20 protein-coding genes are annotated in these 24,520 nt (G+C 37.5%); 4 read left to right on the forward strand and 16 right to left on the reverse strand.

Annotated features, from left to right (window positions below; translation table 11 throughout):
* Positions 1-5: 5 nt before the first annotated feature.
* From QF042_RS14700 to QF042_RS14765, 14 genes are all read right to left on the reverse strand, one after another.
* On the reverse strand, positions 6-899 hold the full coding sequence (locus QF042_RS14700) for a hypothetical protein (protein WP_307529640.1): 894 nt from the start codon (positions 897-899) through the stop codon (positions 6-8).
* 4 nt (positions 900-903) lie between these two features.
* Entirely contained in the window at positions 904-2,745 is a 1,842-nt protein-coding gene (asnB, locus tag QF042_RS14705; protein WP_307529641.1) for an asparagine synthase (glutamine-hydrolyzing), read from the reverse strand.
* 20 nt (positions 2,746-2,765) lie between these two features.
* Positions 2,766-3,866, reverse strand: coding sequence for a glycosyltransferase (locus QF042_RS14710; protein WP_307529644.1), 1,101 nt, complete (start codon positions 3,864-3,866; stop codon positions 2,766-2,768).
* 6 nt (positions 3,867-3,872) lie between these two features.
* Positions 3,873-4,475, reverse strand: coding sequence for a sugar transferase (locus tag QF042_RS14715; RefSeq protein ID WP_307529646.1), 603 nt, complete (start codon positions 4,473-4,475; stop codon positions 3,873-3,875).
* On the reverse strand, positions 4,472-5,746 hold the full coding sequence (locus QF042_RS14720) for a DegT/DnrJ/EryC1/StrS aminotransferase family protein (protein ID WP_307529648.1): 1,275 nt from the start codon (positions 5,744-5,746) through the stop codon (positions 4,472-4,474). The genes QF042_RS14715 and QF042_RS14720 overlap by 4 nt, the downstream gene beginning before the upstream one ends.
* A 55-nt stretch (positions 5,747-5,801) precedes the next feature.
* On the reverse strand, positions 5,802-7,019 hold the full coding sequence (locus QF042_RS14725; protein WP_307529650.1) for an O-antigen ligase family protein: 1,218 nt from the start codon (positions 7,017-7,019) through the stop codon (positions 5,802-5,804).
* Complete coding sequence (locus QF042_RS14730; RefSeq protein ID WP_307529652.1) at positions 7,016-8,110, reverse strand: glycosyltransferase family 4 protein; 1,095 nt, start codon at positions 8,108-8,110, stop codon at positions 7,016-7,018. The genes QF042_RS14725 and QF042_RS14730 overlap by 4 nt, the downstream gene beginning before the upstream one ends.
* Before the next feature lie 6 nt (positions 8,111-8,116).
* Positions 8,117-8,986 carry a glycosyltransferase gene (locus QF042_RS14735; RefSeq protein ID WP_307529654.1) on the reverse strand — a complete coding sequence of 290 codons (870 nt, stop codon included), beginning with the start codon at positions 8,984-8,986 and terminating at the stop codon, positions 8,117-8,119.
* A 14-nt stretch (positions 8,987-9,000) separates the two neighbouring features.
* Positions 9,001-10,158 carry a DegT/DnrJ/EryC1/StrS aminotransferase family protein gene (locus QF042_RS14740; RefSeq protein WP_307529656.1) on the reverse strand — a complete coding sequence of 386 codons (1,158 nt, stop codon included), beginning with the start codon at positions 10,156-10,158 and terminating at the stop codon, positions 9,001-9,003.
* Positions 10,155-11,597, reverse strand: a complete 1,443-nt coding sequence (locus tag QF042_RS14745) for a lipopolysaccharide biosynthesis protein (protein ID WP_307529658.1) — start codon at positions 11,595-11,597, stop codon at positions 10,155-10,157. Before QF042_RS14745 ends, QF042_RS14740 begins: the two co-directional genes overlap by 4 nt.
* A gap of 4 nt (positions 11,598-11,601) precedes the next feature.
* Complete coding sequence (locus tag QF042_RS14750; protein ID WP_307529660.1) at positions 11,602-12,900, reverse strand: nucleotide sugar dehydrogenase; 1,299 nt, start codon at positions 12,898-12,900, stop codon at positions 11,602-11,604.
* Positions 12,893-13,441, reverse strand: a complete 549-nt coding sequence (locus QF042_RS14755; protein WP_307529663.1) for a UpxY family transcription antiterminator — start codon at positions 13,439-13,441, stop codon at positions 12,893-12,895. The genes QF042_RS14750 and QF042_RS14755 overlap by 8 nt, the downstream gene beginning before the upstream one ends.
* 450 nt (positions 13,442-13,891) lie before the next feature.
* Entirely contained in the window at positions 13,892-16,180 is a 2,289-nt protein-coding gene (locus tag QF042_RS14760) for a polysaccharide biosynthesis tyrosine autokinase (RefSeq protein ID WP_307529665.1), read from the reverse strand.
* Between the two features lie 22 nt (positions 16,181-16,202).
* The gene (locus QF042_RS14765) at positions 16,203-16,961 is read right to left on the reverse strand and encodes a polysaccharide biosynthesis/export family protein (RefSeq protein WP_307529667.1); all 759 of its coding nucleotides are present in this window, start codon (positions 16,959-16,961) and stop codon (positions 16,203-16,205) included.
* 713 nt (positions 16,962-17,674) lie between these two features.
* Between QF042_RS14765 and QF042_RS14770 the strand changes: the two genes are divergently transcribed.
* Complete coding sequence (locus QF042_RS14770; RefSeq protein ID WP_307529669.1) at positions 17,675-18,352, forward strand: acetyltransferase; 678 nt, start codon at positions 17,675-17,677, stop codon at positions 18,350-18,352.
* A 67-nt stretch (positions 18,353-18,419) separates the two neighbouring features.
* On the opposite strand, the gene QF042_RS14775 is transcribed toward QF042_RS14770, so the two are convergent.
* Both QF042_RS14775 and QF042_RS14780 read right to left on the reverse strand, forming a co-directional pair.
* The gene (locus QF042_RS14775) at positions 18,420-18,809 is read right to left on the reverse strand and encodes a response regulator transcription factor (RefSeq protein ID WP_057934181.1); all 390 of its coding nucleotides are present in this window, start codon (positions 18,807-18,809) and stop codon (positions 18,420-18,422) included.
* A 44-nt stretch (positions 18,810-18,853) separates the two neighbouring features.
* Positions 18,854-19,618: a DeoR/GlpR family DNA-binding transcription regulator gene (locus QF042_RS14780; RefSeq protein ID WP_108198946.1), complete on the reverse strand. Its 765-nt coding sequence runs from the start codon at positions 19,616-19,618 to the stop codon at positions 18,854-18,856.
* Between the two features lie 158 nt (positions 19,619-19,776).
* Here QF042_RS14780 and QF042_RS14785 point away from each other — a divergent pair, with 158 nt between their 5' ends.
* From QF042_RS14785 to QF042_RS14795, 3 genes are all read left to right on the forward strand, one after another.
* Complete coding sequence (locus QF042_RS14785; protein WP_307529674.1) at positions 19,777-21,369, forward strand: glycerol-3-phosphate dehydrogenase/oxidase; 1,593 nt, start codon at positions 19,777-19,779, stop codon at positions 21,367-21,369.
* Between the two features lie 14 nt (positions 21,370-21,383).
* The gene (glpK, locus tag QF042_RS14790) at positions 21,384-22,874 is read left to right on the forward strand and encodes a glycerol kinase GlpK (RefSeq protein ID WP_307529676.1); all 1,491 of its coding nucleotides are present in this window, start codon (positions 21,384-21,386) and stop codon (positions 22,872-22,874) included.
* A 108-nt stretch (positions 22,875-22,982) separates the two neighbouring features.
* Positions 22,983-23,723: an MIP/aquaporin family protein gene (locus QF042_RS14795; protein WP_307529678.1), complete on the forward strand. Its 741-nt coding sequence runs from the start codon at positions 22,983-22,985 to the stop codon at positions 23,721-23,723.
* Positions 23,724-24,520 lie beyond the last annotated feature (797 nt).

A 24,520-nucleotide genomic window follows, 5' to 3' on the forward strand; every position in this document is an offset into this window, starting at 1 on the left:
GGTAATTATCTTTTCTTAAGATTTCTAACAATTTTTTTGAACGGCATCATCAGGCTCAATACTTTCCGCTTGCCATCTATTACAATAATGTTATTAGCGAAACTGATGTTATGGAGCCCTTTACTGTAGGGTTTATCTGGTAATATTTCGAATTTATTGGTGGTTATAAATTCTTTTTCACTGAGTATTTCAATTTCGTTAATGATAATTGAACCTCCGTAGCGGTTGATGGGGTTTTGTGTTGGCCGGTACAGCGATTTACCAACTTTAAATAAACTTCCTGCAGCCCTGCTAAGTTCTTTTTCTACAGGGATGGGGTTCTGATAATGCCCGGTGTATTGGCCATTTAAAGTTTTTGAATGATAAATATACAGGTGATGATGATCTCCGGATACACTGGTAAAAAGCCAATATTTATTTTCGTGATAAATAATCGAACTATCTACAAAAGCTTTTCCGCTAACCAGCACTTTTATTTTGGTTAATTGATCCGGATGCTCCTGATCAACCTGATAAAGTGATATTTCTTTCGCTTCTGATGTTTCTGGAATGCAGTATAAACAACCATTTTCTTCAATAAGATAAGGATAAGATAAATGGATCGCATCTGGCTTAATGCCCTGCACTTTCTTCTTGTTTTTAAAGTCAAATCCATCAATCATCATAATCTCGCCCTTCCCTTTCCAAAAATCCAGTTCTTCGTAGTAGATTCTTGGTGCATTATTTACACTCACCACAAAAGGATCAGCTGCGTAATCGATGGTATCTTCCTGCAACCAGTTTATAGCCGTGCTAAGCTTTTTTGTGCTGATCAGCTCTTCAGGCGTTTGATAAACAAAACCAATGTTCCATTTATCAGCAGAGAATATTTTATTAAAGAGATTAATTGTTGCATTCATCCTATTATGCTACTAATGAAGCTGTATTTGCCGTTGATTTATTTTTAATTAACCATTGAGAGAGTACCAGCAATTTCCAGATCTGTGGATACCTGTTCCACTTTCCAGTCATATGCTCTTTAATAATTTCCTGTGTTCTTTTTAGGTGAATGCCAGGAATGTTTTTCAGATTATCGGCAGATAAATTATCCATCACATAATCTTTTAGCTCATTCCTAAACCAATGTTGAAACGGCATAGTAAAGCCAGCCTTTGGCCGATTGAACATATGGGCAGGAACATGATCGAACAATAAATCTTTTAATATCCGTTTTTGGTTTCCCTTGGTATATTTAAATGCTGTGGGCAGGCTTCGCGAAAATTCCATTACCCGATAATCCATTAAAGGAGAGCGCGATTCCAGCGAAAAGGCCATTGATGCGCGGTCTACCTTCGTATTGATATCGCCATTTAAATAAGTTTTGATATCAAAATCAGAAATACGTTCTAACAAAGGTTTAGATGGATTGGTTAAAATATGCATCAATGGGTTATATTTAGCCAAATCGGGTTGTTTTACCCACGAGTTTTCCATATTGCCAAACATCTTCACATATAGTTTTTCTACGTCTTCCATAGAAATGCCCATGGCAATTAATTTATGGCGGTAACTTGGCGATTGGTTAATTAAGCCTGCCAATACTTTTCTAACGCCATGTGGCGCATAAAACAAATTGTTTACCTGTTTAATCCATTTATAACGGTGATAACCTAAAAAAGCCTCATCGCCTGCATCTCCACTCAGCGCAACAGTTACATATTTCCTGGTATTTTTACTGAGTAACATGGTGGGTATCGCACTCGAATCGGCGAAAGGCTCATCATAAAAGCGGTTAAAGTTTTCAATTAACTCAATACCATCATTGTAATTACACTCAATAGTATAATGCTCGGTGCCCAAGTGTTTCGCAACCTGATTGGCATAGGCACTTTCATCGAAACCTTTCTCGTTAAATTTTATGGAGAACGTTTTAACATGGTCGATTTCTTTTGTGGCCAAAGCTGCAATTAACGATGAATCTATACCACCAGATAAAAATACGCCCAATGGTACATCGGCATTCATCCTGATTTTAACCGCATCGGCCAAAATGAGTGATAAAGCTTCTTTAGCTTCTTCATAACTACCTTCAAACTTGTTCTTCCAGCCATAATCCAAAGTCCAGTATTCGGTAATTTTAAGCTGATGAGATTTAAGATCGTATTTAAAATAGTTAGCAGCAGGCAATTGCTTTACCTCTGCATAAATAGACTGAGGCTCTGGCACATAACCCCAAATCAAATATTGATTAATGGCTTCCTCGTTAACACTAAGACTCCTGTCTATATTAATTTGTGATGGCTGACTTGCAAATTCGAATGAAAGATGATCGTGTGCATAATAAAAAGGTTTTTTACCAAAGCGGTCTCTGGCACCAAACAGTTCATTTTTATGGGTATCATAAATCACAAAAGCAAACATCCCATTAAAGCGGGTTAAGCAATCGGCACCATATTCCAGATAAGCCGCGCATATTACTTCGGTATCGGAGCTAGTGTTAAACGGGTAGTTTTTCCTTTCCAGATCCTTTCTAATGTCTTTGTAATTGTATATTTCGCCGTTAAAAACAATATGGAGGTGCATATATGAAAACGGTTGATTGGAGCGGGCATCGAGATCGATGATGGCCAATCTATTGTGTGCAAAAATAACCTGATCGTAACGTTGAATGCCAGTATAATCTGGACCCCGAAAACTGATTCTAGCCATTTTCTCTCGGATAGTTCCATTTGAGTAAGGTATGGTTGTGCCGTATATTCCACACATAAGGATAATATTTTAGGTTGTTAATTGATTAATTCTTCGTATTGGGCGCTGATTTTATCCAGTGCACATTTCTGATATACATTTCGCCTAATCTCTGCCGGGTTCCATTGGCCTTGGGTGCAGGCCTGGATAATTCGCCGCCTAAAGCCTGCTAAATCATCCTGCTCTAAAACAAAACCGTTAAAGCCATCGATAATTAACCCCGGGATTCCGCTCACTTTAAAAGTTACCACCGGCAAGCCTACGGTAAGCGCTTCTAAAACCACATTGGGGAAACCTTCAGTGTAAGAGCTGAGTACCATTAAATCGTGCTGAACCATTACCTCATGGATGTTTTTAATCTCCCCTAAAATTTTAAGCCTGTGATCTAGCCGGAGGTTCTTAATTTTGGCGTTAATCTGCTCTTTTAGTACGCCTGTTCCCACAAAATCGAGGTGATAATTTTCTGGCAAATGCGCCATAATATCAACCAGTCTGTCTAAGCCTTTTTCTAGTGCAAACCGGGCCACAACTAATAACCTATAAATTTTATCAGGTATTTTAACCTCCTTTAACTTATTGGTTTTCAATACTGGATTGGCAATCACCTTAATCAGTTCTTGATTGACATTATAGGTATTGATCAATGATTGTTTCATTTCTTCCGACTGGCAAACGATCTGTTTGTAACCCCTGTAACTTGCGCTGGCAAAAAGTTCATAAAATCTCGATTTAAATCCTGCAAACAATCTTTGTTCGTGCGGGATATTGGAAGCCCTTGCAATAAGCATTGGAATTTTCAAAAAGCGCCCAACCATCGATACTAAAATATTGATATGATCGGTAGTGGAAAAAACGGTATGAGGCGCTTCCTTTTTTAGCAAGTTGTAAAGCGCAAAAAAAGATTTAGATGCTTTTTTCGTTTTTAGATCTATAAAACGAACACTAGCTAAATCCATCGAGAAACAATTCACCGTTGAATCTAAAATCACAATGGTAACATCAAACTTATCTTTGTTAAATCCCTGGGCCAGGTTCCAGAATACACGTTCTGAGCCGCCCGAAGTTAATGAGCTAAGTACAAAGAAAACCTTCTTTTTAATATTAACTTCTTCTTTAATAGTGTTTTGTGAAGCGTACATGCTGTTTTAGTTGATGACAATTCTATTAATCGTTAACCAAATAATTTTGAAATCGGTTAGGATATCGTTATGGTTGATATACCTCATATTCTGTTTTATTTTTGCCGGAATAATGCGCTCCACATAATAAGTTTCAGGGTCTTCAGCATGTTTAAGAAGTTCGTTTTCATTACAAAACTCTACAGAAGCCCAATCGGTAATGCCAGGCTTAACCGATAAAACATAACGCTGTTCATCATTATAGAGGTTTACATATTTTCGAACTTCCGGCCTCGGGCCTACAAAACTCATTTGCCCTTTTAAAACGTTTAAAAGCTGTGGCAGTTCATCTAATTTGTATTTCCTTAGCCAATAACCAACCCTGGTAATTCGGTTGTCGTGATTCCCGATGGTGAGCAAGCTATGGCTACTCTGGACTACGCACATGGTTCTAAATTTTACCAGGTGAAAATCTTTCATATTTCGCCCTACCCTGATCTGTTTAAAGAAGATAGGCCCCTTAGAATCGAGTTTAACCAAAATCGCAATCAGGATTAAAAGTGGGCTGAAAAGAATTAGGCATAAACTTGCGAATACCACGTCGAACACTCTTTTTTTATTCTTTTTCATGATGCTACTGCCATTTGTTTATGTACAATAAAAGTTTCCTCTATAGTTTTAATGCGGTTATTCAATTGTATACTCACACAGCTGATCACCGAATTGATAATGAACTCTACCTCTGTTTCCGTTAATTGTGGATAAATAGGAAGTGAAATTTCATTTGCATAATTCTGATAAGCCATTGGGTAATCTTCAATTTTATAGCCCAGATTTTTAAATAGAGTAAGCATTGGCATTGGAATGAAGTGAACATTACTTGCAATACCCAAAGACGCCAGGTCATCAATAACCTGATCTCTTTGTTCTTCAGTTAGCCCTTTAACCCGCATCGGAAAAAGATGATAGCAGGATTCTCTCTGTGTACTCACCAAAGGCGGGGCAATAAACCAATCCTCGTGCTGAAAGCCAGCGCAATATTGAAGGGCAATTTTTTTCCGTTGAGGTAAAAGTTCTTGATTATATTTTCTGATCTGCGCCAGGCCAATAGCAGCACATATATCGGGCATATTGATTTTTAATCCCTGGAATAAAATATCATAACGCCAACCCCCGCCTCTTGATTTGGAAAGTGCATCTTTATTTTGTCCATTAAGCGTGTACATTTTTAAATAGCTGTATTCTGCCTCTGAATCGAATGGGTACGGAAGATTTAAGCATATCGCACCACCTTCTGCTGTTGTAATATTTTTCACAGCATGAAAAGAAAATATAGTTACATCACATTTTTGAGCAGCTGGTTTATCGTGAAATAAACTACCAATTGAATGGGCTGCATCAGAAATTAACAGGATTCTTTTTAGCAGCGATTGTTTTTCTGATCCGCACTTAAACTTTTTCTGCACTTTTGGGTCGGTAATAAGCGCTTTTAATGCGGTATAATCGCAAGGCCAGCCGGCAATATCCACTGCAATGATGGCTTTTGTTTTAGTCGTAATGGCGGCCTTTACCCTATCCGGATCGATGTTAAAATCATCCAGTATATCAACCATAACGGGTATAGCGCCACAATGAAGAACCGCTAAGGCTGTAGCGCTGTAAGTATAAGCTGGAATAATTACTTCATCACCGGCTTTAATACCAAACCACTTTAACATTAAAATAGCGCCAGATGTCCAGGAGTTAACGCATACCACTTCTTTCGTTCCGGTGAAACTTTTAATTTCTTGCTCAAGGGCTTTCACTTTAGGCCCAGTTGTGATCCACTTATTATTAAGAGTATCTAATACCTGATCAACCACAGATTGATCGATAAACGGTGGTGAAAATGGAATGTTCATATTCGTCAATTTAATTGTGAGAATTAATAACCTGTAGGTAGGATAACCTGAACTGTTAATTGGATTTAACCAGAATGGGATCTTCCATTTTGATTTTGGAGAGTTGTAGAATGGCAAAGTAAAGAAACAACGTGGGGCCGCTTGTAGCCAGAAGCCATTCGTTATGAAAAAATGAGTTGATGGATATAGCCAGAAAAGAACAGCTTAAACAGACCAGGAGTGCATTCTTCTTATCTTTAATATGTAGAAAAGCATAAAAAATAATCTTCCCGACTTTTCGGTATAATAAAACAAGTAAAATAAAGCCCAGCAAAGGCCCCAAATAAGTAATAAACATTAAATAGGCATTATGAGAGGTAATTACAATAGGTCCTTTTTTATAAACAAAGTTGTGCTGTACTACATCATTCCAGGTTTTTCCATAAAACAATAGTCCAAAAGGATACTCGGTTATAATTTGGATGTTCTCTCCCATCAAATCGCCGCGTTCTTCTTTACCCTTCGCATTTTCAGCACTCTTATTTAAAATATTTTGTTGCTTTTTACCTTCAGAAAATTGTTCAATTGAGCCTTGCGCAATAAAAAATATGGCGCAAAACACACCAAATATTAAAATTGATTTGGCTTTATAATAGCTTAAGAAAAACAATCCGGTTACAACCGCAAAAGCCACCAAAACCGATCTTTGCATGCCGAAGAAAATAAGGGAGAGCGATAATCCAAATAAGAGAAGGTTAATTAGCCAGCTTCTTTTAAATAGTATGGCGTTAATCACTAGAAATGGTGTTAAAGCAGCCATCTGGTAGCCGAAAGTAAAAATAGTGGTCGATATACCTGCTGGCGCCTGCAATACGTCTTCCTGCACTAAAAGCGAACGTATAGGCGCCATATTGTACTCATGATCGATAAACATAATAATTCCGGAAAGCAATAACAGGCCGAAGAAAAATCCGACAGCGATGTTCATTCGCTTTAAATTAGTGCCAATAACATAGTTGAATAACAAGGCAAAACAGCCCGCAACAATTAATAGGGCAAAAAAACCGGTAACATCTGCCTGACCTATGACATAGAAAAACAGGGCAGCAATAAAGAAAATAAATAACTCTTTGCCGTATAGAAAAGATGTTTCTTCTGTGCGGTAGAAATAAATTAACGGAGCCAGGAAAACCATGGGTGCCGGAATTCTGAAAACCCCAGTCATGAAGATATTGAATGTTGTTGCGTAAACGTAGGCGAACAACAAAAAGAGAAACATTATTTTTTTAATCATGACATGATGAGTTGCTCCCAGTTGGCAGAAATGCGTTCAATAGAATTTGTTTCATTGATTGATTTTGCTTTTTCTGAAAATTCACTTCTTAAATATCTGTTATTAAGTATTTTATCAATAGACAATGAAAGTCCTGCTATATCTTCTTTAGCAACCAGAAGTCCGTTAATTCCGTGTTTGATAATCTCTGAAGGGCCGAATTCACAGTCCATTGCTACACAGGCACAGCCCATTCCCATTGCTTCTACCAGCACATTAGGATAACCTTCACCCCTTGAAGAAAGCACAAAAACCTCAGCTTGTGCATAATAATCCTGCAGATTAGATTTAAAACCAATCAGCTTAACTTTATCTTTGAGATTTAAATCGGCAATCTGTTTTTCGAGACTTCCTCTATCCGGTCCTTCTCCGGAGATTAAAAGATCAACATCAGTCAATTCCAGTTTACTATAGGCTTCAATAAGGTTGTCGAAGCCTTTCTCGTGACATAATCTTCCGACAGAGAGTATAAATCTTTTACTATTAACGGCGGCTGCGTTTGAATGAGAAAAGTGATGGATTGGATTGTGTATGGTCTTAAAATTGTGCAGCTTTTCGAACTGTTTAATTCTTTTAAATCCTTTAAACATCTCAAATGCGGGCAAAACAATGGCTTTTGATTTCCTATAAATATGAAACACAACCCACTTCAACAATTTATTGTATTGATGTAATGTATAAACCGGCGCAGTTCTCTCCGAAACCAGGTAGGGCAAACCTAAAATCACACAACATAAACCAGCCCAAATATTTGCAGATGTCATAAAACAAATGGTACAAACTGGTTTTTCTTTCTTTAATACAGAAAGTAACCGGTAAAAAGTTAGGTAAGCATATTTAAGCCTGTTTAAAAGAGTTTGATGACCTTTTCGCTCCACCAGGTTTATGATTTTAACTTTTTTATTTATTTCATACCTAACTTTAGCCGTGTTGAGACAAATCATGGTAACGCTGCAATTTTTATCGCTAAAGTGATTAGCCAGATTGCTAATTACCCGCTCAGCACCACCACCTTCTAAACTGTTGATTACGAAGCATAATTTAGTAGCCATTTCGAATTAGTTTACAATCGTTTTAATGGTCTGGAAGGCGTTTCTAAATGTTTTATATTTCACTTCGAAGAAGAAGTATTTTCTAAAGTAGAAGTACAAAAGCTTAGCTTTTTGCAAACCGGTATAAGTGAAAATTTTAATAATAATATAGAAATCGCTCAGTTGCATTTTTTTTAATGGAACATAAGACACCGGACTCCAGATACCACCGGGATGACGCCTGTAACAGCTCATTACTTCTGGCAAAACATATACTTTTTTACCTGTTACCCAGGTGCAGTAAAGTTTCAATATCTTATCGCAGGCATAACATTTTAAAAGCCAGTCATTTTTGTAAAGGTTTCGAATGGCGTCGATATTGCGATAAACAATAGTTGCTGTACATGTTTCGGCTTGTTTATTTACAATCAGATCGTTAAAGCTATACTGTAAAGGAACCGGGCTAAAATCCATGTAAATCAGCTCAGTATCATCTGAATTAATTTCCCGAGTATAATGGCAACACATTACGTAATCAGGATTGTTTTCTAAAAAATCAACCTGTTTTTGCAGCTTGTATGGGTCTGTCCAATAATCGTCACCATCGCAAGTGGCCACATATTTCCCTCTGGTTTCTAAGGCCACGCGAATAACGTTTTTCGTCGCGCCGATATTCTGAGGTGCTTTTAAGCGCTTAATTTTACCAGGATACCTGGCAACATATTCGTCAATAATCTCTGTGGTTCCATCGGTAGAACAATCATCGCCAATAATAATTTCTGTTTTGAAATTGCATTTCTGCATCAGAAATCCATCCAGGGCTTTCGCAATAAATTTACTGTGGTTATAAGTGATGCAAAAAATGCTAACCATTACATCTGTATCGTCTTGTTTCATAATAGAAGCTGCTCTTAATTGCCATTAACTACCATGCCTATACTGCCATTAACCAACGTGCCATAATCGGCAAGTTTAAGCACTTGTTTTTTGCGGTAATTCTGCGTTCTCAAAATAATCCTGACCACTAAATCCTGATCGGCACTGGTTAAGGTATGGTAAAGTGGTAAACACATAATGCGTCTTGAAATAGAATCGCAGATTGGCATATTTACCTTGTCGATATATGGCAAGGCCGATAAAGAAGGATAAAAATATCGTCTGCAATACACCTGAACGAGTTCTAACTGTTTCATGCAATCGAGCATAATTTCTTCTGATCGGAATATTACAGGATAGTAAGCGTAATTAAATTCCGTATCGCCTTGAATAACTTGAAACTGGGCCTCAATTTTATTCAGCCGCATTTCGTAATGCAGTGATAGTTCTTTGCGTTTACTTAAAATCTGATCGATATGCTTTAAATTGCAAAGGCCCATTGCGGCGTGAAATTCGGAGTTTTTAGCATTGGTGCCGACCTCTGAAAAAGTATCTACCCCACTATAACCGAAATTACGCATCAGCGCCATTCGCTTTAAAATTTCAGGATCTTGAGTAAAAACAGCCCCACCTTCAATGGTATGAAAGAGTTTTGTAGCATGGAAACTTGTTGTACTTATATCGCCATAAGCGAAAATAGATTTGCCTTTATATTTTGTACCAAAACAATGAGCGGCATCGTAAATTACTTTTAATCGATGTTTTTTTGCAATGCGATCTATCGCTTCGATATCGCAGGGGTTTCCAAAAACATGCGTAGCTAAAATTGCAGAGGTATTGGGCGTAATCGCTGCTTCAATTTTATTAGGATCTATATTGAGTGTATCTTCATTAATATCAACAAAAACAGGTTTACAGCCTTGCCAAATAATACTGCTGGTGGTTGCTACAAAAGAAAATGGTGTGGTAATAATTTCACCTTTAACTTCTAAAGCCTGTATGGCCAGTTGTAATGCGATAGTACCATTGGTTACATATAACAAATGTGGTAGCCCTAAGTATTGCTGTAACTTTAACTCCAGCTCATTTACTAACGGACCATTATTGGTGAGCCACTGTCTGGCCCAAATGCTACTTACATAGCTTTTAAAATCTGCCTGTTTTGGCAAAAAGGGTTTAGTTACAGGTATCATTGTTTGAGAATTAATTGTTTAAAATCAACGAGGGCAGCTAGTTTGATGCTGCTACTTATACCGAGGTAAAAACTGCCATAGATAATGCTTATGCCAATAATGCGGAAAACATTGTTGAGGTGATAATGTGCTAAACACCATGCATCAAGGTAATAGCAAGCAATACCTAACAGGCTAGATAACATTAAAATAGGTAAGATATCTTGAAGCTGTTCTTTAAGTGGGTAATTGATTAATTTACCGCTATATGTTGAATTGATATAGTAAGCAAAACCAGTAAAGAAGAGTTGAAAATATAGCAGCCCCATAATGCCAAATGGAATTACACATATAATTCCGATTACACTAAGCACCTTTTTTATAATTTCTAATTTCAAAAACTGCCCGCTATGACCCTTAACTTTTAAAATGTTCAGGTTATATGCATGTACGGGATATAGGATACCTGCAATACATAAAATCTGAAAATAAGGTACAGAAGGCAGCCATTTATCGGTTAAGAGCAAGGAGATTAAAGGTTGAGCAATAAGCGCCAAAAATATCAGGATGGGCGCATTCCAAAACAATACCTGCTGCATTAACCTTCGGTAAACCATTTTAAGTTTTGCATCGTCATTGCTGATGTTCGAAAACATAGGATAGGTTACCTTACTAATTGCTGTAGAAATAATACCTATAGGCAATTGACTTAAACTATCTGCCCTGGCATAAAACCCCAATTGGGCTGCAGCATAAAAGCGACCTATAATTACGGTATATAGATTTTGATAGATGGTATCCAACAAACCAGAAAGCGTCATCTTATAGCCAAAATGAAAATGCTTTCTGAAACTTTTTTTATTAAAAATCAATCGTGGCCGCCAATCTGAATAAAACCAATGCAATACGGTAGAAATACTCGCGCTGAGCAAACTCATCCAAACCAGACTCCAGGTTCCATAACCATTTTTTGCAAGGTAAATACCTAAACAACCACCCAATATTACTGCAGGTATTTGAATTACCGTTTGCAGTTTAAATTTCATTTCCTTCGTTAATAAAGTACTTTGGATGCTGAAAAAGGCATTAATTAAAAAAGTTAATCCATAAACCCTGACAATATTGGTAAGCAAGGGCTGCCTGTAAAAACTAGCAATTAGCGGTGCTGCAAAGAACAAAACACCATACACGATGATGCTTCCGAACAGGTTAAAAAAAAATATAGTAGAAAAATCCTTTTGTCCTGCGGTCCTTGTCCGGATTAGTGACGATGTTAATCCGCTATCCATTAACGAATTGCCTACAGCAATAAAAATAGAGAGCATTGCGATTAAGCCAAATTCTGCAGGGCTTAACAAGCGGGCCAATATGATGGTAACGAACAGGCTTATGAATTTAACACTAAACTGCTGTCCAATCGACCATATAATGCCCGATCGCGCTTTATATGTTAAATTCATGACCTTACAATCGAACCGTTTCTATTGATTTTGGTAATACCGCTTTGATATCGTACACCACACATGCTGGTTTACGCAATGCTGTAATATTTAAATTATTGAAAGCTTCGTGTGCTACTGCCAGTATAATTCCATCGTACTTTCTGGTTTTTGATGAACCATTTTCGCAGATAATGCCATAGTTATGGTTGGCCTGATCGGCATTTGCCCAGGGATCATGAATGGTTACTTTAACTTTATATTCTTCCAACCGTCTTACAATATCAATTACTTTGGTATTGCGTACATCAGGGCAGTTTTCTTTAAATGTAAAACCCAACACCAGGACTTCTGCTCCTACAATGTGGATGTTTTTAGCGATCATTTTTTTGATGATCTGATCAGCTACATATTTACCCATTCCATCGTTTACACGTCGGCCGGCTAAAATAATTTCAGGATGATAACCAGCTTCTTGTGCTTTTTGGGCCAGATAGTACGGATCTACACCAATACAATGCCCACCAACCAAGCCTGGTTTAAAATTTAGAAAATTCCATTTGGTTCCAGCCGCGGCTAAAACTTCAGAAGTATCGATGCCAATCTGGTTAAAAATCATAGCCAATTCGTTTACAAAAGCAATATTGATATCGCGCTGGGCATTTTCAATTACTTTAGCCGCTTCGGCCACTTTAATGGATGAAGCTTTATAAGTTCCGGCTGTAATTACCGACCGGTACAGCTCATCTATTTTTTCGGCGGCTTCGGGGGTAGAACCTGATGTGATTTTTAAGATATTGGCAACAGTATGTTCTTTATCTCCAGGATTAATACGTTCAGGAGAATAACCAGCAAAAAAATCTTTATTGAAAATTAAACCAGATCCTTTTTCTAGAATAGGCACGCATTCGTCTTCAGTTACACCGGGATATACTGTTGATTCATAAACTACTATATCACCTTTCTTTAAAACTTTAGCTACAACCGTACTTGCTTTAATTAAAGGCGTTAAATCTGGTCTGTTGTTCTTATCTACAGGCGTTGGCACTGTAACAATGTAAACCGACGAGCTGCGTAATTTTTCGATTTCATTGGTACAGTACAGGCCTTTTAAAGTTGTGCATTCGAACGTTAAAACCTCATTTAATTCAGCTTCATTCACTTCCAATGTATTGTCATATCCGGCTTTTAATTCTGCAATCCTGCTCTGGTTAATGTCAAAGCCAAATACTTTGTATTTTTTAGCAAATTCTACTGCCAACGGTAAGCCAACGTAGCCAAGGCCGATTACCGCCATTTTCAGATTATCTTCAGCGTTATACATAATGTTGTTGCGTATTTACGGTTAATGTTAGGTTGCTTATGGGCACTCTGGTAACTAAAGCGCAGTCTAAATGATCGAATGACATTAAAACATACTTACCTTGGATCTGGATCACCTCTCCTTCCTGGTTATGGAAAAGACCATTACTGATCCGAACACGGTCTCCTTTCGAAACACCGGTTAAACTCACCACGTCTACATCATTGTAGGTATCCATAATCTGTTTTAACTTATCAATCTCACCATCCCGAACTACTGCAGGTTTACCCATGTAGTTAATGAAGTTTAAAACCCCCAGCGTATACCTGATTTTGTAACCCTCTCTTTCATCTATTTTCACAAATACGTACCCGGTAAAAAGTGGAAGGCTAACTACTTTCTTTCTATCGGCCCATTGATTTTCTACATTACGAACAGGGCAAAAAGATTCGAAACCTTGCTCTTGCAGCATACGATCGACTTTTTTCTCCCAGCGGGGACGAGTATAGATCACAAACCATTTTTTTGCGAACGAGGGCCTGATGTTAATTGTAGATTCCATTTTTTTTGATGGGGTTATGTTTATTGATTAATTTTTTTAAACTGTTAGAACCGGTTAATTGCAATTTGTATTTCCCGATTAACCAATTAACCGCTTTACACAGTTAACCATTAAACACTATTCTAAATTTGTTTGCTCACCGGATACAGCTTCGCTATATCACTTACATGATAGCTATTGGTTAATTATTTTAAATCGTATGCTAAACCCCTTATTAAGTGGGCCGGATACAGCTTCGCTATATCACTTACATGACAATTTTACTTTCAAATCTTAACTTTTGCTTTTTAGGCAAATGGCAATCTAATCAGGAGTTGTTTACAGGCAGTAAATGCTTTAATCGATGCTCAGTTTAAGCATCCTGGCTTTATTGTTTGTAAACGGAATTAAATCGTTTGGGGACGTTTATTTGGTAAAAGGTATTGGTATTCTCTTTTAAAACAAGTAGCTTTAGTTTGCCATGGCATAACCATAACCACCATAACTGTATTTTTGGTTTTTCTCTCTTTTGGCATCGTTAAAAACAACCATCGGATTTTTAAGTTTATTGTTATCGCAAATGTCTTTCAATATGGCTAGCTGGTATTTATTGGTATAGTTATACCGCACCAGATAAATGCTTACATCGGCATATTCGGCTAAACTAAAGGCATCGGCCACCTGGCCAACCGGCGAAGTATCGATAATGATGTAATCGAACCTTTCTTTCAGTTCATCAAATAATAGATCCATTTTAGGACTCATCATTACCTCAGCAGGATTTTCAGGCGATTGGCCACATCCAATAACAGAAATGTTCTCAGAAACATTGGTGGGTTTAATAATATCATCTAACACAGATTCACCAATTAAATAGTCAGTTAACCCGGTAGTTTGTTGTAAACCAACCTTATTCAAGAGATCAGGTTTTCTTAAATCGAACTCCAGTACAACCACTTTTTTATCAAGCATACCTAAGGTGGTAGCCAGATTTACACTAAAGAATGTTTTACCCTCTCCTTTCATACTAGAGGTAACCAACATTACTTTATTTTCGATATTGTTAGACATCAGTCCTAAATTCATTCTGATATACCTAAACAACTCTGATATGGTAGAACGGTTATCTTTTTGAAACACAATGGTACTTTTATCGAGGTTATGAGAAAGTTCACCCAGCATTTTTGCGCCTGTTAACTCAATAGTACTGGCATCTTGTACCTTATTGTTAAAAAATCCTTTTGCATAAATTACCCCAGCCGGAACAAAAAAACCAAAAATAAACCCACACAGGTACAAAAGTGGCTGCTTAGGGCTATCTGGTATAGTATTGTAAGCCGGTTTATCTACCACTTGTGAGGTTGGAACGGTAGCAGAAAGTGATAAAGCAGTTTCCTCTCTTTTTTGCAACAAATATTTATATAAACCTGATTTTACGCTTTGTTCACGGCTTCTTTCCAATAAACCACGCTCTATTGTAGGTACCGATTTAATTTTATTGTCGAATTGAGAGTAGTTGGCACTCAGGTTATTTCTTTCAATAACAAAACCTTGCTTAATGCTGGATAGGTTTTCCAAAATATTAGTTTTTAAGCTTGCTATTTGTTCGTTAAGGTTTAGTACCAAGGGATTTTCTGCGTTGGCGGTACGCAGCATCCTGTTTCTTTCCAATTGCAGATCGTTAAATTTTGAAATTAATGAATTCAAAATCGGATCTTTTAAACCCATTGCACTCGGAGCCAGGTTAAACTGACTTTGTTTACCTCTGAAATAATTTTCGATAGACCGCAATAACCTCAGTTGTACTGAAGATGTTTCTAATAATTGATTATATTCTCCTGAGCGTGCAGCATTCATCTGCGCATCCATATTAACATCAGTAACACGGTTTTGTTGTTTGTAGCTCTCTACATCCTCTTCAGTACCTGTAAGATCTGCAACCAGGTATTTCAGGCGGTTATCGATGAATTTAATGGTATTTCGGGCAATGGTATTTTTATTATTAACGTTGTTAATATTATAGGTTTCAATCAGATCGTTAAGAATATCAATTCCACGCTGTGGAACAACATCGTTCAAACTAATGGTAATGGTATTGGCATCTTTAACAACCGGAACTATCTTTAATGAAACCAGGTTATAAGCCTCTGTCATTTTATAGAGGTTTTTAAACTGCAGTTTAATTTTACCAAATTCTGCTTTAAAAGCCGGACCTTTATTTATTTTAATGGCGTAATTTTTAGTATTAATGGTATCGCCATACTTCACAATATTAGTATTCAGGCTGTCCTGAATGATGTAAGAGATTTCATCCAGATAAGAAACATTAATTTTTCTGGCGTAGGCGCCATTTTTTAAACTGATAGCGGTAACTACAAGTGGCGAGGTTTTTCCGTAAAGCTCTTTTTCCCTGATCCCCTCTTTTTTAAAATAGGCGGTTTCTAAGTTTAGTTTTTTTAATACCTTAAAAATCAAATCTCTCGACCTTAAAATCTCAATTTCATTATCAACCGTTTTAACCGTTTGAAACATATTAAGATCGCTGAAAGCGGTACTGTTAGACATTGCTGCACCATTTTTATCATCAGAGATTAAAAGTGTACTGCTTACCTTGTATTTTGGCGGGGTAACGTATACAAAAGCATATACAGCAGCCATAGAAATCATGATACTGATTAAGAAATAGTGCCAGTTCCTGGCAAATCTTGTCATAGTTTCTGCAAAATCTTTTGCGCCACCATTTGTACTTTGTTTAAGCATGATATAATGTTTTAAGAGACGTTTATCGACGAAGAACTGCTGTGATTAATACTGCAACTGCTGATATAGAAGCAATAACTACTGGCATAATGCGTGTATTAGGACTATATTCAATCGCTTTTGATTTATCTGGCTCTACATACACCACATCGTTTTGTTTCAGATAAAAGAATGGAGAATCCATTACATCCTGATTATTGAGGTTAAGTCTTTTCATCACCCTTTGGCCATCCTGTTGTCTGATCACCAAAACATTTTCTCTTTTGCCATAAACGGTCATATCGCCCGCCATGCCCAATGCTTCTAAGAGGTTAATATTATCTCCCTGCACGGTAAAGGTCGACGGTCGGTTTACTTCACCAATTACCGTTACTTTAAAATTGACCAACTGAACATCAACTACCGGCTTTTTAACATACTTATCTAATTCTTTCGAGATGCTAGCCTGTGCTTGCTCAATGGTTAAACCTTCCAGGCGAATGTTGCCTACAACGGGTAGGTTAATCATTCCGTCTTTACTTACCCGGTAACCTTCTATTTTATAATTATTATCAGCGTTTGCATTTCTGGTATTAACAGCAAATAATACATTAGATTCTTGATTTAAGCTATTTATGCTTACACTTAAAAGGTCATTCTGCTGAATTTTAACTTCCTGACCTTGAAGTTTCACTTCGCTAGTTTGTTTAGCCAGGTTACTGAAGTATACAAGATCTCTTCTGGGAGCGCATCCGGTGATAATGCCTGTATATATTGCGATAAATAATATTACTTTCTTCATAGCTTAAGTAATGTTTAGTTTTTGTTTTGATTTATTGAGAACTAAGCTATGCAATTAAGATTCAATGTTTTATAGACAGATTGGGGTTGTATTTAAATTGTATAAAATATAAACAGCATGCACAGCATATTAAATGCTGTGCCCATAAATTGCACATCATTTGTAAATTTTACAACGCATAACTTGTATAATATTCTGGCGGGATTTTCACTCAAAAAAGCTCGGTTTCGGTTAAAATCTTAACCGGTCGAACTCAAAAAACAGCAGAAAATGTTTTAACATTTAAAAAAGCTGTTTAATACTACAATTTATAGGAGGTATAAAATGATTTTTATAAAATTTCAAATCAAAACCACTGATCACGAAGCTTAGATTGATGGGTTAGCAGATTATTTTACCCTAACTAACAGGCTATATGTTGCGCTTCGCATATTTCTGTGCAACATATTTTACAATACATTTTTAAGCTTTTAAAAATTACATGTTGCCCAGTAGTATTGAGGTTTCATCAACAACTGTTCGCTGTGAGCAATCCACCGAGATAAAACGATTAACATTAAAGTCAGACGCCTTAAGCAAGACCGAAAATTAAGTAAAATGCGCAACTGTAAATGCTGTAAACATGAATTAGCAAAATGTGCACAGTATGTTTTAAAAGGGTTTATAAGCATGTTTTATGCATAAATTCGTAAGAAACCAAAAAAGAATGAAATATGAAAGTTATTATTTATGGAACTGGAAAAATGGCTGAATTTATCTGTTACTCATTTATGAATGACAGCGATTATAATGTTGATGCATTTTGTGTTGATGATGCCTATGTGCCTCCTGCAGGCCATACGTTATTGGGATTACCCATATTAAGCTTCGCACAGGTGCTTAAAGATTGCCCTCCAGAAACCCATAAAATGCATATTGCCATTGGTAGAAACAGCGCCAGAGAAAGTGTATACCAAAAGGTAAGTGAATCTGGCTATAGTTTTGCAAATTATATTTCTTCGAAAGCTAATGTGTGGCCCGATTTAGTATTTGGCCATAACACTTTTATCGATCAATGTTGCGATATACAACCTTTTGTTACTATAAACAATAACTGTATGCTTATAGGTGCCCGAATCGGCCATCACTCTACCATAGGAGACAATGTTTTATTATCGGGTAATATATTAGCGGGTAATGTAACTATTGGCAATAACTCTTTCTTAGGTATAAACTCCGCTGTTAAAGAAGATATTACCATTGGCAGCCATAACATTATTGGCGGAGGTGTTTTTATAAACAAGAATACTGAAGATTATGCTATTGTTTCTAACGCTACAGTACCACAACGCGTAGGAGATTCTAAACGTTTTGTAATGTTTAACAAAGCTCAGGAGGTTAAACAGCCTTAAGAAATGCTTAACGCGTAAAAGGGAAGCCATTTTTATGACTTCCCTTTTTTATTTAGCCTAAATGTAATTAAACTTTTGTTCTATTTTCTGCGCTGCGTTTTAACTGTGCATTAATACGCTCCAAAACATCATAAATATCAAAAGGCTTACTGATATAATCATCTGCAAATGCATCAATAGCTTTCTGTTCGCTATTATTCTGAGCAGACATTACAATAATTGGGATGTGTTTAGTAAAAATATCGGTTTTTAAATCTTCACAAATTTCTGCCCCGTTTCCATCCGGCAACATTACATCAAGCAAGAAAAGATCAGGCATTGCATCCTGAATATTTTTCTTTAATTCAGCAAATGATGATGAAAGTTGTAATTCAAAGCCCTCATCCTTTAATAGAATTTCAATAACGTTTCTGATCTCCTGATCATCCTCTAAAATGTGTATTCGTTTTCTTTCCATATTCAAATTATAATGTTTGGGATATACCGTTTGCGTGGAATGCGCTATACAATAGTAACAGTAACACCTAAACTCTCTAAATGTTTAACAATTTGTTCAGAAATTCCTTTATCGGTAATAATATGATCAATTTCTTCTAATCCACATATTTTTCCGAAGCCTCTTTTTCCAAATTTAGTAGAATCGGCCAGTACAATTGTTTTTTGCGATGCACCGATCATTTTACGGTTTAAATGTGCTTCCATGGCGTTTGTAGTGGTTAAACCAAAATCAAGATCGATCCCATCAACCCCTAAAAACAATTTGTTAAAATAAAAATCCTGCAAAACCTGTTCTGCATAAGCGCCCATTACCGATGAAGAACTTTTTCTAAGCAGGCCACCTAATTGTATCACTTCAATACTAGGCTCGCGCATTAATTCAAGCGCTACATTTAATGCAGAAGTAACAACCGTTAAATTTGTTGCAGGCGCAATGTTCTTCGCAAAATAAAGCACTGTCGTACCCGATGCAATCACAATAGAATCATTATCATTTAACAATGCAGCAGCAGCAATGCCTATTTTATTCTTTTCGGTAGATTGTATTTTCTCTTTCTCATTAACCGGGCGATCTACCGTATAGGGATTGTTTACAGTTGCACCTCCATGTGTTCTAAACAGAAGGCTTTTATCTTCCAGTAGTTTTAAGTCCTTTCTTATTGTTACAGACGATACTTTCAATTCCTTACATAAATCCACTACATTTATGTATTGATCACGTTGCAGGCGACTTAAAATAAACTGGTGCCTCTCAGCCAAATTCATCATAGTATATTTAATTAGCGTGCTGCAAATTAGCAATAAAAACATTCTTTAAAATATTTTACACAAATATTTAATAAATTTTTAACACACATATTATATTATTTCGATTATGATTTCTTATAATTGCGTATTGTTTCGTTTTATTATTTTTACAGATTTAAATGGAAAGATTACACCCGCATCATATAGCAGAAAACATAAATTGGGACTTCATTATTATCGGCGGAGGTGCCACAGGTTTGGGCACAGCATTAGATGCTGCAAGCCGGGGCTTTAAAACTTTACTGGTAGAACAATCTGATTTTGCCAAAGGAACATCCAGCCGGAGTACTAAACTCGTACATGGTGGCGTTCGCTACCTTGCCCAGGGTGATATCGGTTTGGTTAAACATGCGTTAAAAGAACGTGGCCTATTACAACAAAATGCAAAACACCTGGTAAATAAAGAAGAATTCCTGATTCCCTGCTACGATTGGTTCTCTGTTATAAAATATTTAACCGGGCTTACGCTTTACGATTGGTTAGCGGGTAAATATAGCTTCGGCAAATCTAAATTTTTCTCTAAAAAAGAGACCTTAAATATGATGCCAGGTATTAAAGAAAAGGGATTAAAAGGAAGCATCAGGTATTACGATGGAAAGTTTGATGACGCCCGTTTAGCAATAAACATTGCACAAACCGCTATCGAAAAGGGCGCATCATTATTGAACTATACAAAGGTAACTGGTTTATTAAAAAATGGCGATACGGTTACTGGTATTGAAACAGAAGATACGATCACCGGCTTAGTGGCTAAATATAATGGCAAGGTAGTAATTAACGCAACAGGTGTGTTTGTAGATGACATCCTGCAAATGAATAACCCGAATTCAAAAAAAATGGTGCGACCTAGTCAAGGCGTACATGTGGTGCTTGATAAAAGTTTTTTAAATAGCGAATCGGCGTTAATGATCCCCAAAACTTCGGATGGACGTGTTTTATTTGCCGTTCCATGGCATGAACATTTACTGGTAGGCACAACGGACACGCCGTTAGATGAGCATAGTTTAGAACCCAGGGCATTAAAAGAAGAGGTAGATTTTATTATGAGTACTGCGGCAAGTTATTTTAACCGCAAACCCATGGAAAAAGATATCTTAAGCGTATTCTCAGGTTTACGCCCTTTGGCTGCCCCTACCAATGGTGATGGAAATAGTACGAAAGAAATTAGCAGAGACCATAAACTGATTGTTTCTGCAAAGGGGTTGATTACCATTACAGGTGGTAAATGGACTACCTACCGCCGAATGGCAGAAGAAACTGTTAATCTGGCCATTACTCATGCAGGTTTAGAATCGAAAGCATGCGTAACCCAAAATTTAAGCATCCATGGCAACTCGACCACTATTGCAGATCATCATTTAGCTATATATGGATCTGATCGCAGTAAAATTGAAGCTTTAATTGCACAAGATCCAAATCTTGGAAATAAATTAAACCCTGCATTTCCTTATACAGAAGCCGAAGTACTTTGGTCTGCACGAAACGAAATGGCCGAAACGGTAGAAGATATTTTAAGCAGACGATTAAGGATTCTGTTTATTAATGCACAAGCAGCTAAAGATATGGCACCTAGAGTAGCTTCGCTCTTAGCCAAAGAATTATCTGCTGATAAAAACTGGGAAATTAACCAAATCGAAACTTTTAATAAATTAGCCGATGGTTATATTTATCATTCAACACCTAAAATAACCGAATCGGCTTTAGCCAATTAACCAAATTCCTAATTATGAGTAAATACATCTTGTCTATCGATCAGGGAACCACAAGTTCGAGAGCAATTATTTTTAATCACGATGGCGAAATTGTTGCCATTGCACAACGAGAATTCACACAGATTTATCCCAAAGCTGGTTGGGTAGAGCACGATCCAATGGAAATCTGGTCGACACAATTGGCTGTTGTAACAGAAGTGATCGTTAAAGCAGGCTTAACGGTAGGCGATATTGATTCTATCGGCATTACCAATCAACGCGAAACCACAGTAGTTTGGGATAAAGAAACCGGACAACCTATTTATAATGCCATTGTATGGCAAGACAGGCGTACTTCTGCCTATTGCGATGAAATTAAAGCACAAGGCTTGGCCAGTAAAATACAGGAAAAAACGGGGCTGATTATAGATTCTTATTTCTCTGCTACTAAGGCCAGATGGATCTTAGAAAATGTTGCAGGTGCCAGGGAAAAGGCTGAAGCGGGAAAACTTGCCTTCGGAACCATCGACACCTGGTTAATCTGGAAATTAACAGCAGGTGAGAAACATGTAACCGACGTTAGTAACGCATCGCGAACCATGCTTTACAATATCCACACTTTAAGCTGGGATGACGAATTGCTTGAACTTTTTTCTATACCGAAAGCAATGCTTCCGGAGGTAAAATCATCGAGCGAGGTTTATGGTGAAACTGCTGGCCGTATATTGGCAGCAAAAATTCCAATTGCAGGCATAGCTGGCGATCAGCAGTCGGCCTTATTTGGGCAAATGTGTACCGAAATCGGGATGGTAAAAAACACCTATGGTACGGGTTGTTTTATGTTGATGAATATTGGGTCGAAGCCAAAGATTTCTGCCAATAATTTATTAACTACTATCGCCTGGCAGATTAATGGAGAGGTAAATTACGCTTTAGAAGGAAGTATTTTTATTGGAGGCGCTGTTGTACAATGGCTTCGCGATGAAATGGGTCTCATCTCTAAATCGGCAGATGTAGAAACATTGGCTAAAAAAGTAAAAGATACCGATGGGGTTTATGTTGTTCCTGCTTTTGCAGGCTTAGGCGCGCCACACTGGGATCAACATGCACGGGGTACCATAACTGGATTAACCCGCGGCACAAACAAATCGCATATTGCCAGGGCAGCCTTAGAAAGTATAGCCTATCAAACCATGGATGTTTTGAAAGCTATGGAAGCAGATGCAGGCGTAAATATTGCCGAATTAAGGGTAGATGGTGGCGCTACGGCTAACGATTTATTGATGCAGTTTCAGGCCGATCTGTTAAACTGTAAAGTAATCAGACCAGATGTAACCGAAGTTACCGCTATTGGTGCGGCATACCTGGCCGGATTAGCTACCGGTTTCTGGAAAAGTATAGATCAAATCCGTTCGCAATGGAAAATTAACAGAACTTTTGTTGCTGAAGCAGGAATTGATAATACAGAAAGAATAAAAGGCTGGAACAGGGCAATAAAAGCGGCCAGGGTAAATGCAGAAGACTAACAAAGAGCCGTCGTCACCCTGAATTTAGTTCAGGGTCTTTTATTCCGGAATAAGTATTAATCTATTTCTGAATAGTAAATTAATTATGAATCGCTTAAAATTTTTACGATGAATGTATATCTCGCAGAATTTATTGGTACTGCACTAATGATTCTTTTAGGAAACGGTGTAGTAGCTAATGTAGTACTTAAAGGCACCAAAGGCAATAATAGTGGGTGGATTGTAATTACAACTGCCTGGGCGCTTGCCGTATTTGTAGGCGTTGTTGTTGCCGGCCCGTATAGTGGAGCGCACTTAAATCCAATTGTAACACTCGGACTTGCCATCGGAAAAGGCTTCAGCTGGGCATTGGTTCCATTTTATATTATTGCACAACTGGCTGGTGCAATGACAGGATCTTTTCTGGTTTGGCTTATTTACAAAGATCATTTCGATGCCACAGATGATCAGGGCTTAAAGGCCGCACCTTTTGCAACTGCCCCAGCCATTAGAAATATGTCGTCAAATTTGGTGTCTGAAATTATTGGCACTTTCGTTTTAATCTTCGTAATCTTTTATTTTACTGATGCCAGTATGGGCACAAAAGAAACGGTTACCACCCCTATTGGCTTAGGTTCAATGGGCGCCATCCCAGTAGCATTTCTAGTATGGGTAATTGGTTTGGCTTTGGGAGGAACAACCGGATACGCCATAAATCCGGCAAGAGATTTAGGTCCCCGGATTATTCACTTTTTAATCCCAATGAAAGGAAAAGGAAGTAGCGACTGGGGTTATGCCTGGGTACCAATTGTTGGTCCGATAATCGGCTCGGTATTAGCCGCAGTTGCATTTTTACTGATTAGTAAGTAATACATCCTCTTTATCGTCATTGCGAGAAGGCTTTAGTTGTGTAGTCAGATGTTACCATCTGTGGTTAAATACTTTGTGGTGTCTGTTGTTCCCAACTCACACGACGTTGTCTATCAGTCAGATGGTAACATCTGACATCACGAACATTGAAGAAGTATAATTTCAAAACTTATTTAGTGTCAGATAGTAACATCTGACTTCACGAACAAGTAATTAATTCTTTCGATGCGAATTAAAGAAATCGCAAGTGCAGGTACAATAAAAATAGGGAAATCATCATCTCGACTGAAACGCAGTCCCGAACGTTCCTATCGTGTGGACACATCTTTTTCCAGAATGGTTTGGGCATCATGCCAGCTGGCTTTAATAAACCACAGTCTTTACCGAAGGACGCTGTCAATCCCAAGTGGCGGGAGAATCAAAAAAACAGGTGTACAATGGCCCAAATAGCATTATCAAACCTGAAACGCAGTGGTTTTGTGTTCATTAGCGCTGAATTCAATTTTAATATAAATTGAACACAAAACGAAGTGCCACTGTTTTTTTGATGAGCGTGGGGTGGTGAGAAGCCACATTGCTGGATTGACAAAGCGCTTTGGGTACTTTGGCGCTTCAAAGTACCATGCCACCGCGGCATAGAGCGGAAAAATAAACAAATATTTGTGCCGACACTTGATAGTTTTTTTTAGAATCAGGGGGCTCTTAATAGCAGGAAAGATACTGATCCCGAAGCTTCGGGACAGCATGACGATCGCCTTAGGAATATGTGCTAACAAAGAGTGTCCACACGATAGGAT

This window comes from Pedobacter sp. W3I1, assembly GCF_030816015.1.
Lineage (GTDB): Bacteria > Bacteroidota > Bacteroidia > Sphingobacteriales > Sphingobacteriaceae > Pedobacter.